The following is a 14,663-nucleotide window of genomic DNA, read 5'->3' on the forward strand; positions in this document are numbered from 1 at the left end:
TGCACTGCATCTGCACGGCTCTCCCATGCCCCCAGCACATCGATTGTACGTATCAAAGTGCCTCCTCCCGTTTAGCGCCGACGAAAAGCACGTGGCTACCGCCACCCACGAACCCCTTGTATATAGCCTGGAGACCATGCTTCTGCTCCCTATCCCTAAAACTGCTGCACGCACGCGCCAATATAACTTAACTTTTGGTTACTCGCTTACACCCGCAGCTTGTAGATCAAGTCACCTTTTTCTCGCCTGGCAATCAGAGATGCAGCCCGACAAGACCTGACAGTGCTAACTAGACAGAAACACGCCCACTCCCGTTGCCGCGCCCCACTCCACACGCAGGACCGCCGGCGACTTGTCTACACCCCTGGTGCAAGCAACGTTAACGGCTTTGAACGACAGAAACCTCCAACGGTAATCTAGCCACCTGCCACGCATCCCCGGCTCCCCACGAAAACCCGAAGGGTAGCCACAGCCACCAGACCCCGCGATAGACGCGACCGAAGCCGGCAACGCAAGCAGTCCAGCGTAACGCAACAGGGCAAACGAACCCGGAAATTGTACGCGGTACCGGTAGGTAAGTCAATAATTTTTTGCGCTCTAGGCACGAATAGATGAGCTGCCATTTCCCGTAATGCTGTATGACGTTGCTTGCATTGCTCACAGGGTACTATGCTATTTATAAGATGGGCGAACCAGAGGGAGTTCGATTATGTGCGAAGTTCCCGTGGCCGTGATGCCTTAATATAACATGCTTCTAGCGTATGAACGCAAAGGTCGCGGATGCTCAAACTTGGATGAAGAAATCGGAGACGTCTCCCCACAGGTTATGGAGATGGTTTACAAATCTGCACAATTGCAAGCACACCTTGTGTGCCCCTGGAGAACGGTTTGCGCGGCACCAGCGGCGCCGCTGCGCCACATAAAACTATCTCCGACCTTTTCTAGCAGCCGTTGTGCGCACACCTGCTGGATGGACAGTACTATCGCTGACCACTTCAGAAGGGGAGCTGTGTTCGGGGTCGTAGCGGGCAGGGTATTCGTCATCATATTCGTCACGATACGTAGTATCGACTTCTGCCTGTGCGTCATGGTGTACATCACCAATTGTGTGGGATAGACGCGCTGCACGCGAGTCACTGGGTTTGTCCTCAATGAACTCACCGGTGTCTATTTCGTATTTTACAAAGTTGTCACGTGCGGTACTTCGCACTCCAAGGAGATTCTTTAAGAATTTGAATATCTTTCCAAGGAATTTACACACAAAACCCAGTATTTTGCTGAGCCAGCCCCCTTTTTCCGTACTTGTTGGCACGGCGTGCAGCGCATTTTCCTCTGTGAATCCGGGCGTGAACCGTTGCTTCTGTTGAGTGTGCTTTTTCTCTTGCCTGACTTTGCTCTCTTGTGTGCCACCATGGGTCGCTGACGTACCGGTACTGAACATGCCTTTTTGTTTCGCACCATACTCTGCCAGAGCAGCGCGCCATGGCGTGTCAACTACAGAAACTATATCATCTATCGGCAGGACGGTCGTTCCTGAGCCTTCGGCGCGTCCTAGGTGGATGGCAGCGTTTTTTATTACATAGTTGGTTGAATATACAGAAACTTCTCTCGCGATTTGGTATCGTACGGAAATGTAAAATGTTCCATGGATCCCGGCATCTATTGTGGCACCCTTTACAACATCATACTCCTGCTGGGACTCTGAGAAGTCTATCTCGCTTTTTACGATACCTACGATTTGTAGATTTTCGGCCGCTTCATGTCCACCTAGAGGAGCAACACTTGCTTCTGCTATGCGCATGAGGAGGTTTGTTTCAAAGCTAGTATCGTCATCTGTGGGGTAGAAAATTTCTTGACATGATAGGTCATCCCTAAGCGCATTTCTCACTTCATCAACGAAGTTAAACCTTCCGTTATCAGCGAATAATTGTACTTTCTTAATGACAGTGTGCTCTGACCGTTGAGTTCGGTGCCACGCCTCGGATGTGCCGGATACGCGCTCAGCATATTGTGTTCCGCCACTTCGGATGTGGTGTTGTGCCAGCTTGGCAATACGCGCCACCCCACTTTTTTCTCTATTGTCCTCTTCATATTCTTCTAGCAGATCCTGTTCATCGGGGTGTTCTTCATAGTCGTCGTCAGTATCTGGTTCCTCCCCCTCTCCGTCAGTATCATGGGTACCAGACCCTCCTGCGTGCCGCTCTTCCACTTGTAGTGTGGTTGTTGCGCTCCGCTTTGCTTTTGTAGGTCGTCGCTTTGCCTGGGCTGAGCTTGGTTCCTCGCCTTCAGAGTCCGTATCACTGTCTATGGTATCGTCCCGTTTCGCCTGAAGAGTGCTGCTGTCTTCACGTGTAGGTGTTTCCTCATCATCTGGTGCTGTGTGTGTTGATAATAATTGCGCCTTACCGGTAGCTTTGCTCCGCTGGGCGCGTCCTTTCTTGCCTGCGGCGGTATCGACAGCAGGGTGGGCATCATCTTCATCATCCGATGCTTCAGAATATGATTCTCCTTCGGCAAGGTGCCGCTCTGTTTCGTCACTGTCCGCTTTGGACGCTGTGGTGGATGCATACAAGACGGTGCCACCGCCATGCCCTATACCCTCCCCGACATCTTCTGACTGTGTTCCTACTGAAGCACGTCCATGCAATTTCTCAACGACATCTTGCAGCAACTTGCCGGTAATGCGGAACTTGTCTTCCGCGTTTTTAAACTCGATTGTTTGCGCAGCATTTATATCTAGAACGGCTACTACCAGCTTTACATCCGAAATTACGACATAGACATCATTGTTGGTTGTGTTAGTGGACATGGTGTAAGACAAAATGGCGTTCACCTTGCCCAGATCTCGGGCAGTTACGGCTGACCGGAGTACATCACTACTTTTTAAGTTTGCGCTGCCTGACAAATGTTTTGCTATGGCTTCATGCTCTTCTTGAACCAAAATTGCAGAAGAGTCACCTTTGTTTGTATTCTTTACGGTCACTACAGGCACAACATCCTGTGAGGCAACCAATACAACTTCCTGTGTGCCTATGCTATTTTGCAGTGCGTCTAGCAGGCATCCGTTCGTAACATTCGGTGCCGTATCCAGCACTGCGGACAAGAGTAAGTGTTGCGCATCCCTGTCTGAGAAAATATTGCCCACTGTTGGTTTTGCATATTGTGGGTCTTCGCGTTCATCATGCTCAATGAACCACTCTTCACCCAGAACCAGCCTAGAAAGGTTACCCGGGTCATGTATGTCGCTACATTCTGGGTTGGAATGTAGGACGAGCTGGCTAGGTGGTGCACTCACACTACCAGTCTGAGTTGCTATGGATTTTGCGTTAGATGGAGCACTATCTTGCTGTGCCGCCAGTAGTAGCGCTTTAGTTGCCCGTGCGCGAAGCTTTTCCTGATTATCCTGATCATTTTGCTGCGCATTATTTGTGGCACTTAACGCAGGTACGACATACTGGTTGAATTTAGGCTGTTTTTGCCATGACACAGATTGGCTTTTGCTTATCTCATAACTTAACTCCGTGTCAGATGGGCTGTCTCCTTCACGCCCCAGTGATTTAACCACAACGCTCAAGTCGGATAATGAATACTTTCCCTGGGTGTCCGTGCCGCTTACATTGTAACTTACCTTCACTGCCAGAACATCTAGTACCGCTTCTCCTTGCGCATCCTTGACTTGGATGTTGTGTACTTCTTCCACGGTATTGGTGGTGGCATCATCCGAAATTTTTAACGTTATTTTTGGACCATTTGTGGCGTGTGTGCTAAGGCTACCACCGTCGTACATACACGCTTTGGCGAATTCTAACAGGCCTTTACGCCGTTTTGTGGGCTTTAGCAGGAATTTCTTCAGGAAGTCTTGTATATCACTGCTTGTACCTGCTTCAGGTGTTGTGGGCTCATGCTCGCCATAAATCAGACTCCAAGGAGTTGCTGCTGCAGAACGCATTACCTGATCTTCTTTCTTCTTTAGCTCACAAGCGGGTCGAGCGGGCATACTTGCCCCTTTTGTGGACGCTTTGAGCTGTGGAGAAGGTTGTTCATTGATGGTTGGTTGCGACGGCACAGTAGTGGAGTGTTGTGCACTGCCTTGTTTGCTGTCTCTTGCAGTTGTGGTACCTGAAGCCGCTTCTGTACCCGCGCTACTACTGGGTGTTGATATACTGTTTAGATAGTCAGATATATTCGCATCTTGTTGGGGATTAGTGCTAACGCGTGTAGAAGCCAGTGCACTAACCGTATCAGCGACCCGCTGTTCCAGGCTTTTTGTTCCCTCAGGTTTTGTTACCTGATCAAACGGCGTAAGCGGCTTCCTGCTTCTGCTCGTGATAGCTTCAGGCTTCGGCAAGGAAACTTCAGAGGTATTAGTACTTGTGTATGTCAGCTCTGGGTCTGTTGAATCTGTGGATTTTATTTTAACGGTCAGATCGCTGACTTTGTACTTGTCCAGTTCAATTGTAGGAGTAACTGTATACTGCACCTCTGCTTCTAGGGTACCAACCTCCTTATTATTAGTACCTCGTACGATGAAGTCATGCGTCTCGGTAAGCACTACTGATGCGACTTGGCTAGGATCACTGCTTGTGGGTCCGGTAACACGCATGCGTAATTTTGTGTCATTCCCTTTGACTACTCTTAAACCGGGATCGAGGTTATCAATTGACGCCTTTATGAAATTAAGCAGGCCTTCACGCTTGTCAGTTCCCCGACATAGGTACTTCGAGCAGAATTCCCGAATGTCGCCAGACTTTGCATTTCTACTGTTGTTACTATGATGCTTTCCAGCATTAATCAGACTCCAAGGATCTGGAACAGCATCACGCATCGCTTGGTCCGGTGCGCTCTTGAGTTTTAATGTGGCACTTGATCCTGTTGCATGCTGCACACTGCCAGATTGTATAGCACTTCCATCACCCTCGGTACTGGGGGATGGTGCAGCGTTCTGTGGTTCTTGTATATTACCGCTCGCTGAGAGTGCGCGGGTAATATCCCGAGCCTCATCAGCAACGGCCTTGAACTCACTTTCGATACCACTCTGTGCAGTTTCTGTGCTAGCGGATTGTTTAGCACGTGTGGCTGTTGCACTGCGTTGCGTCGCCTGTTTTGTGGCGCGACCACTGGCACGTTTTCCATCCACAGAGTCTATTTCCAGATCTTGTGAGTATCCCTTATCTGGGTCATTGCCTCTTAATTTATCAGCCACGTCTCGTAGCACTTTATTAGAAACCGTGACTGTTGCTGTGCCGTCAAAGCTTATGTCTTGCTCGATGTCTGTTTCCGCAACAGCTACATGCAGCTCCACATCCGACATGATAACATTCTGTGTGGGCTTGCCAGTGGAGATTGTGTAAGACAGCGTAGCATTTACATTGCCTAGATCTTTTGTCTGCTCACCCGCGGCTGAACGACATATTGCCTTGACATTATGTTTTTCTTCAACCCTAACCGCTGGGGCATCTTTACTGTTTACTATATTCCACTTTTTTGTCTTCACCGACCCGGCTTCTAGTGTTACACCTGATGTACTTATGCATTTTGCCAGTGCGCTCAGCAAAAGTGTGTGCGTACCACGTGATTTCGTGTCTAGCACTGTTGATAGGAGGATGAATTGCTCATCAGTACCCAGGTTCTCAAGGTTGGGGGTTGTACCCGAATCATTCATGTGTTTTGCGGTCCAGTCTTCACCCAGAACGAATTCGCACAACCCGCATTCATTGACTAGCTCTTGGCAATCATTAGGGTTAGCTAGGGATATACTATCAGGTTGCACCAATGGAATGCGCTGTTTTGCACCTTCCGCAAGCTCCCGACCGTGCCGTTGTACACCCTCTGAAAGTGCGTCAGTAATATTCCTAGCCCCGCCAGCAATAGTCTTGAACCCATCTTCAATTTTGTTGTGAAGGTTCTCCATGGTACGTTCTACAGGCTTGGTATTCTCTCCAGACTCGGTGTCTTTCTTGGACTTGGCACCCGTCTCGGGTTTGGCAGCTTGCAGCAACTTATCAGAAACTGTAACTATTTCTGTGCCGTCAAAGCTTATGTCTTGCCTGATGTTTGTTCCTTCAACGGCTACATTCAGCTTCACATCCGATATGATGATAACATCCCGTGCGGTTTTGTCAGCGGAGATCAAGTAAGACAGCGTAGCATTTACATTGCCTAGATCTTTTGTCTGCTCACCCGCGGCTGAACGACATATTGCCTTGACATTATGTTTTTCTTCAACCCTAACCGCTGGGGCATCTTCACTGTTTACTATATTCCGCCTTTTTGCCTCCACCGGCCCGGCTTCTAGTGTTACGCCTGATGTACTTATGCATTTTGCCAGTGCGCTCAGCAAAAGTGCGTGCGTATCACGTGGTTTCGTGTCTAGCACTGCCGATAGGAAAGCTAATTGCTCACTTGTATTAGGTGCAGATGCAGAGCTGGGTGTTGTCTGCACATCACCACCCACGTTATTGGCGACCCAGTCTTCACCCAGAACGAATTCGCACAACCCGCATTCATTGACTAGCTCTTGGCAATCATTAGGGTTAGCTAGGGATATACCAGCAGGTCTCCCCCCTGCCACCGCGGCATTTGCTGCTCTCTTTAGTGCCGCTTTGGATTTTTCCCGCAGTTCTGTCTTGGCATCTTCTTGCTCATCCTCATGTTCGGAATCAAGGTGCTTTGTTTTTGCAGCGCTCTTCCGGGGTGTTAATTTCAAGGGCCCAGCCCTTGATATAAGCTCGCTAGCCCCGATGTTGTACTTTAGCTCTTGTTGGGGTGATTCTCGACCATCACTGTCCAGCAACTTGACCCCGACTTTCATATCGGACAGCGTATACACCCCCTCGCTCGCGGTTTCGCTGACCCTGTACTCTACCTGTACCGCGAGGAAACCTAAAACTTCTGCGTTTCTGGAAATTCGGATTTGGTGCTCTTCTTTGACTGCCATGGGTCCGATTGGTGACCCATCTTCATCTTGCTCGACATCCACTTTTATTTTTGGAGTGCGAGTCTCCATATCCAGCTCGCCACCGTTCTGCACGCACGCCCTTACAAACTCTAGCAGGCCTTCACGGTGCTTCGTAGGCTTTAGCAGGTATTCTTTCGTGAACTTTGCGACATTGTCATTGCTAGGTGTAGCTGCGTCAGCATCTGCGTGCTCATCTCCGGCACAAATCAAATCCCAAGGGGTCTTAGCTAAATTGCGCATTTTCTGATCCGGCTGACTCTTGAGCATTACAGCGCGTGTTTCGCTAGCCACACCCGTTCTGCCTCTAGCGGATGATACGCTAACAGTCGGTTGTCCCCTTGCTGTCAGCTCTAGAGCCGCCCCTGCTTTTGCTCGCAGCTCTGCCTTTGCTTGTTCCATGCGATCTTTCTCAAGTGTTTCGTCGTGCTGGTATCTTGCATTAATGTTCACCACCAGTGGGTTTTTTTGCGGACTATTTCCATTTTGGCCCATAGATGTAATCTCGGTGCGCATGTTTTTAATAAGATAATGTGGGGTGTGGTGACTGATTTCGTAAGATAGCTTCACCTGCAACACATCCTGCACAGGTATTCCATCTGGTTTTCCAACAAAAAAATCACCCGCGCGTTGCGACCTACCGCTGATATCTTTCACGTCAACCAAGTGAATTTCTTCAACCTTCACCATGGGAAAAGTGACATCCTCTGTTACGTACGTTAACGTTGCTGTTAGTGACGGCTTGTTGGAAGAGTGGGCAAAAACCCTAAGAGAGGGGTTTGTGGTTTTAATGCATTTTTCCAAGAATTTCAGCAAGCCGGGGCGTATGCTTGTAGGCTGAACTATATTGCGTGCAAATTCCACCATCTGTTCGTCACGTGGAATCGGCCCAATGCTCCTCCCAATATTGTCAAGCAAACACAGCTTGCTGTGGACCCCAGGCTGATTACTAGGTGTACCGTAGGGAATTCCCGTTTTGATCAGATCCCACGGGGTCTTGGTTACGTTACGTATTGCTGTGTCTGCCTTATTCTTGAGTTTTACTCTATTGACAGGCAGTATCCCTGTACGGTTTTTTGGAAGGACAGCATCCTGCGTGTAAGGTACGTGAAACTTATCCTCGCCCAGTCTCGTATGCTCATACGATGCTTCGAGATCAATGGGCAAGGCGCACGTGTATGTGGAGTTGTGTGTGAGCTGCTCACTGGTTGGGCGCCCGGCCGAGTTTATGGGCTTAACCGATACTCTTAGGTCGCCAAGTTTGCACTTTTTAGGGTCGCTTGTAGTAAAAAGTGTGAATTGCACAATCGCTTCTAACGCACCGATGCAATGTGCTTTGCCTGTTATTCTGCTGACTTGCATGACCTTCACACAGTGCGTTTCTATCACTCGCACTGCGGAGACGGAGCGATCGTCCATGACGATAGGGCGTACTATCGTAGCGGGGTTTTTTGTGATTCCAATTGCAGATATTTTGATATAGGAACTGGTGTCTTGTATGACACTGCTTTGTATGCACGATTCGAGAAAATCCAGTAGGCGGCCGCGCTTCGCGGTAGGTTTGAGTACGTATCTAAGAACATTGACCAATTTTGGGTCACATTGCATCCCCCCCAGCAGCGCCACACAGTTCAACTGCATTTCGTCTTCGGGGGCTATCTGCGCGTCTATCACCTGAGCATCACCTTCTTCGACAAAGTCATATTCGACATCTGTACGGATTAGCTCCCACGGGGTTTGGCCACGGTCACGCATAACTGTGTCAGCCTCTTGCTTGAGCTTGCAACTGGGCCTTTTAGGTATGCCACGAATACTGGGAATATTATTTGTTCTTTCGCTCAACAGGTTGGCGCAGTACTTCTCTACGGCGTTGTCGTTTTCCACGACCTGTTTTTCACCTTGTTTTGGCGGCGTGAAAAACTCGTCCTTCTGCGTATGCAGTCTCCGTACTTTGTCGTCTACAGAACTACCGACCTCTAACTTCAGATCGCTGAGCAAATAATGGCCGGGGCTATTTCTTGGAGATGAAACTCTGTATGCTGCGGTGACCCACATTTTGCCTATAGATTGCAGGCTTACAGCTCCCTGTCCGCGTACATTGAAGACGCTCACAGCGTGCTTTTCCGTAACCTTGATAGCGGCATGTTCTTTGGGGAGTGCCTGCGCCGGTTGTATTGTAACCAGTGGTGCGGGAGAGTCTTCCTCTTGCGAGATTACCAGGGTCCGCGAATTTTTGTCGATTGATTCAAGCGCTAGGTCTAGCATCCCAGTACGCTGCGCTGTGGGCTTTGCAATGGTATGCAGCACGTCTACCAAGGTTTTGTCGCAACATAGCGCGCCGTCATTGTGGATTTTTTGGGAATACACGACCGGTATGCGCGATGCCCCCCTAGGGCCTCGTGGTGATGGCTCACCACACTTTAGTACCGCACTCCACAGGTCGCTATCACTACCGTCACTACCGTCTGTTCGCAAGCTGAACGGCTTTTTTTTTCTTTTGAAAATGTTGCTAAAGGCCATGATACAAACTACATGTGTAAGGGCTCTAGATACAATCTCTCATTCGTGCGCACCCTGGTGATCTGCAGGGTGTTGAATTTGAGCGCAAAGAAACACGACGTAACTGACGCGAGTGTGCCAGATTGTACTCTCGCGCAGTGAGAAATGTGTAAACAAAGGAGGAAACTCGCCTCAGACGCTGTTTTATATTATGCCAGTTTTTGGTTGAGCGGTTTAATCTCCGTACATGTCTATTGTGGCCTTGTTAGGAGAAATACCTGTGCTAAATAAACCTGAGCCATTTTCTTCATCACTGGAAGTTGAGTGTGTGATGCGCAAATTACAGATCACCGCGTACTAAGCGCCTCTAGTCTGGTACACCGAGGGAGTGTACCTTATACCACCCATTTCCGTTGGGGGAGTATCGTTGGTATTTTCCCCTTCTATCCGGGCGGCTTGCTCTAATGTGCCGTTCTTCCTTCCCACTCGGAACTTTGTGTTGATAGTTGTCACGTGAGTAACTATGTGTCGTGAACCTGATTTTTCTGTGGTTACCACTGTATTATTTTATGATTTGGCTACCATCCCGCTCGAAGCTAAGACTATAGGCAAGTAAGACAAACTGGTATGTGATGCGCTTCCAGATTGCGCACAAAATTGTTTTGAGAGCTGTGCAGATCCCACAAATTTGACCTTAGGATGCTTCCCCTTGGTAGGTGCTATTGTGCTGACATATCGCAATATTGTAACCCGCATATTACACCTTTGTGGTGTGGCGGTGACATTCATACTGGCGCTGCTACCCCTATTATCGATGCAGGCCTCTATGAACGCGGTCGGGCCGCGCTGGTCTTTAGCATTCTTACATAAATATCATCTGCAAAAATCCCTAACGTTTCCAGACCGTGCTCCTCCTATGTTGTTACAGTGGTGTTTCGGGGAATAGGGCTATAGGGAGTTGTAGCTGCGTGACGCATTTCCTGTACACTTTTGAAAGTGGGTGTGGTAGGCACTGCAGAATGTTAGGCGCTTGCCGCTTCGGGTGTCTCAGACAGTTCTTCAGGTGCACCACCCCCTGGGGGAGTTCGCGACTAGTGCGCCCCTCTCCACCAAGCGACGCACCATCGCTTTTCGTTTGTGTGTGTGTTCCGCCATGCCGTCTGGCACCGGACTTCCGACCCGTGCCAAGTGGCAACCAGGCGTTCCATATGTGCTGATGCGCGTAACGCCGCGGCTCCTGCTAGTGGTGATTTCACCCCGGATGGCACCGCACGCCCCCCGCAACCAGCAGCATACTAGGGTAGCGCCATTGTAGTCATACCCGGCGTGTATGCAAATTACACTTGCAAATTTGTGGTCGTTACGCACATTTTGCGAAAGTATTAGGTAAGTTTCTGGGAGTGCAAGCACCATATGGCCGATCCATGCGGCTTTAGGTCTGTGCCACCCTTATACTCTTTCAGTCAAAGTGCTGCCCAACAGGTCTGTAAGCCAGGGCTTGACTGTCAGTGTTGCTGCATGGAGCCATCCACATTTTTTAGAACCTGCACGTACTCTGCGGGGAGTTCCTTGATGAATCGCGATATCTTCATAGGCTGCCTCCAGTTGTTTACTTCCCTCACAGCAGCGCAGGATATGAACAGCTGCTCTCGTGCTCTGGTCATGCCCACGTACGCCAGGCGGCGTTCTTCTTCCAGGGCATTTCCAGTGGAGTCATGTATAGATTTTTCGTGGGGGAATACTCCTTCCTCCCAGCCGGGCAGGAACACCAGTGGGAATTCAAGGCCTTTAGCCGCGTGAAGAGTCATTAAATACACATGGTTGCTGGATTGCTCGAGCGAGTCTACCTCTGTAACCAGGCTTATATGCTCCAAAAACTTAGTTGCATTCTCAAAACTCCCTACGGCGGCAAACAACTCCCTAATGTTTTCAATTTTTGATATGCCCGCATCCCCCTCACCTTTGAGCATATCCATATAACCAGAACCCTCTGCTATAGACTGCATTGCAACCGTTAGAGAGCCGGTGTCTAAAGCCTCACGCCAGCACTCAAATTTGTTAAACAGCTTTTGTAGGGTGTCAGAGGTCTTTTCCGGCAATAATCCAAAGTTTATCATAGACTCTCCGGATTCGACCAGGGACAATCTGTTGTCTCTGGCGTATGCCCGTATTTTTGCGACTGTAGAGGCGCCAAGCTGCCGCTTTGGCTTATTCACTATCCTTTCAAACGCTATGTCATTTTTAGGATTGGTCACCACCTTTAGGTATGCCACAATGTCTTTTATCTCCTGCCTGTCATAAAACCTGGTGCTACCTATTATTTTGTAGGGAATTCCGCACCTTACTAGATACTCCTCGAACACTCTGGTTTGGAACCCAGCCCTGACGAGTATAGCGGTTTCGTCAAATCTGTACTCACTGGAGCCTTTTATGTATTCGCTGATAAACTGCGCTTCCATCCTGCCATCCCAGAATTTCATGAGGCCAACTTTTTGCCCTGCGTGGTTTGCGGTCCAGAGTTTTTTACCCAGCCTAGACTTGTTGTTGTTGATAATCGCTGAGGCTGCGCGCAATATGTTGGAGGTTGAGCGGTAATTGCACTCCAGCCTAACAACCTTCGCTTCGGGAAAATCGTCAGCGAACCTCAGTATGTTTCCAACTTCGGCTCCGCGCCAGCTATAGATAGATTGGTCATCATCCCCAACGCAGCAGATGTTTTTACGTTTTTGAACAATTAGTCTGAGCCATAGGTATTGTACTGTGTTAATGTCTTGATATTCATCTACCATCACATACTTAAACTGCTCCTGGTAGTAAGAAAGAACATCAGCATGGGTGCTGAACATCGATACATTGTACAACAGAAGATCGCCGAAGTCGGCACAGTTCAGAGCCTTTAGCCGCTCCTGATACTCATAATACACATCGCGCGCCAGATTTGGGTACTTTTGCAATTCCGTATCTGTAACACCTGCGGGTAGCAGCCCCCTTTCTTTCCACCTCTGTATCGCATACATCATTTTCTTGCATTCCTCCGCTGGGTGCCCAGGGTGCGTGTCGTTCACGATAGCTTTTATGAGCTGCAGCTGGTCATCCGGGCCTATGATTGTGAAATCTCTCCTTAAACCGACTCGCTCCGCATTACTGCGGAGTATTCTGGCTGCAATTGCGTGAAATGTTCCCAGCCATATGCCAGTAGTGTCAACAATCTCACTGACCCGGACAAGCATCTCCCGCGCAGCCTTGTTTGTGAATGTTACTGCAAGGATTTGGCTGGGAAACGCCAGCCCGCGCCTGATCATATAACCCATTCTTGAGGTTATAGTACGAGTTTTGCCCGTTCCGGCTCCCGCCAAGATCAGAACGGGCCCATCAACGCACAAAACAGCCTCCTTCTGCTCTTCGTTAAGGGACAGCAAGAAACTTTCTTCGGAGTCGTACTCTGACGCGTGCTGGGCATCATCTATGGGGCAGTTACAATGTTCCATACTGTGTTAAGGCTCCGAGAACACCGGTACAAGCACATGCCCCATTATGAACCCTAAGGGAATGTACAATCAATAAAAACTAAGTACGCGTCCAATACAACGGCGGCGCCGCGCTGGTTGTATATGGTGCCGTGTGCGGTTGACAACATCTACCATTCATGGTACGTGCATGTATTAATTCCTTAAATTGTTTCGGAGTGTGTTATGCCGAGTGGTGATAACCCCGCTGAGTTGGGGGGGGGGACCGTTGGTGAGATGACTACTAAAATTGCAACAGCCACAAGCGCAGACACTGCACTGGCACATGGGGCGACATCTGCAGCGGGCGCTGCAGTACAAGCACCATCGAGCGCTGCACCATCCCCCACAGCTGTAGACCAGGGTAATGAAACTGCTACATCACCATCCCCCAGTACCGAGGGTGATGGAAGTGCTATACAATCTGGCAGTGTGCAGCATGCAACAGGATCAAGTGCCACATTAAAACTCAAGAGCGCACCGGACCAAGCGATGCGTGATGCTGTTCCAGATCCTTGGAGTCTGATTAATGCTGGAAAGCATCATAGTAACAACAGTAGAAATGCACAGGCTGGCAACATTAGGGAATTCTGTTCGAAATACTTATGTAGGGGAACTGATAAGCGTGAAGGCCTGCTTAATTTCATAAAGGCATCAATTGACACCCCAACCAGTATAGAAGCAGTCGCAGGGAATGATGCAAAAGCATCCATGCGTGTTACCGGACCTAAAAGCAGTGATCCTAATCAAGTAACATCAATAGTAGTTACCGAGAACCATAATTTCATCGTACGAGGTACTCATAATAAGGAGGTTGGTACTCTAGAAGCAGAGGTGCAGTATACGGTTACTCCTACAATTGAACAGGACAAGTACACAGTCAGCGATCTGACCGTTAAAATAAAATCCACAGATTCAACAGACCCAGAGCTGACATACACAAGTACTAATACCTCTGAAGTTTCCTTGCCGAAGCCTGAAGCTATCACGGCAAAGGAGGGACAACAAAATTCTGGAGGTAGTGGACATGGTACAGGAGCTGGCACAGGTACAAGTGGCATAGACCTACAATACCCAATGAGCTCAAGGATGCGCTTAAGGCCATTACGGACTACGCTATTTCAGAGCATAACAAAGGCAAGAGTGGCTCAAAATTCACTATTGAGAATTCAGCACTTGAAAAACTACATCTCAATATACTTATTTTTGTCAAGAGTGGTAACGGGAGGTCCGCTGTATCAGGACAGCCCACTACAATACCCGCTAATGTTAAGGATGCGCTTAAGGCCATTACGGACCACAGTGATTCAGGGTGCGGAAGTATTGAGAGTGACGCACTTGAAAAGCTACATACTAATACACTCGTTTTTGTTGAGAATTATATTTGCATTGTTGAGGGGACTAGAAAGCGGTCAACTGGTTCGGGACAGTCCACTGCCGCTACCGGGAGTTCCTCACAGGTACAAGGTGCACCTACGGGAACCACTGGAGGAAGCACAACGGGTGAGGGGGGTACTGCACCTAGCACAGGTGGAGGCGCAGAAAGTACCGCCACCGCATCGACAACACCCGGAGGCGTACTCGATGGCACCTCGATTGGACAAACACAACAAGCGCGAGTTGCTGCGCGTTAGCCAAAAGGCTAGCTAAAGGTAGGGAAGGGGGATTTCGCCTCCTCTTACCAAAATTCTAAATCCAACTAC

At 49.1% G+C, this 14,663-nt stretch carries 3 protein-coding genes; 1 reads left to right on the forward strand and 2 read right to left on the reverse strand.

Annotated features, from left to right (window positions below):
- Positions 1-925: 925 nt before the first annotated feature.
- Positions 926-9,475, reverse strand: coding sequence for a hypothetical protein (locus AOV_RS01185; protein ID WP_075138801.1), 8,550 nt, complete (start codon positions 9,473-9,475; stop codon positions 926-928).
- Positions 9,476-10,959: 1,484 nt separating this feature from the next.
- Positions 10,960-12,942, reverse strand: coding sequence for an ATP-dependent helicase (locus AOV_RS01200; RefSeq protein WP_075138804.1), 1,983 nt, complete (start codon positions 12,940-12,942; stop codon positions 10,960-10,962).
- 204 nt (positions 12,943-13,146) lie between these two features.
- Between AOV_RS01200 and AOV_RS01205 the strand changes: the two genes are divergently transcribed.
- The gene (locus AOV_RS01205) at positions 13,147-14,610 is read left to right on the forward strand and encodes a hypothetical protein (RefSeq protein WP_117374390.1); all 1,464 of its coding nucleotides are present in this window, start codon (positions 13,147-13,149) and stop codon (positions 14,608-14,610) included.
- Positions 14,611-14,663: the final 53 nt, after the last annotated feature.

It is taken from the genome of Anaplasma ovis str. Haibei (assembly GCF_002214625.1).
Lineage (GTDB): Bacteria > Pseudomonadota > Alphaproteobacteria > Rickettsiales > Anaplasmataceae > Anaplasma > Anaplasma ovis.

Bases quoted from the DNA above. Each gene is read 5' to 3' on its own strand.
- AOV_RS01185 (WP_075138801.1), bottom strand. From the start codon at position 9,475: ATGGCCTTTAGCAACATTTTCAAAAGAAAAAAAAAGCCGTTCAGCTTG.
- AOV_RS01200 (WP_075138804.1), bottom strand. From the start codon at position 12,942: ATGGAACATTGTAACTGCCCCATAGATGATGCCCAGCACGCGTCAGAG.
- AOV_RS01205 (WP_117374390.1), top strand. From the start codon at position 13,147: ATGCCGAGTGGTGATAACCCCGCTGAGTTGGGGGGGGGGACCGTTGGT.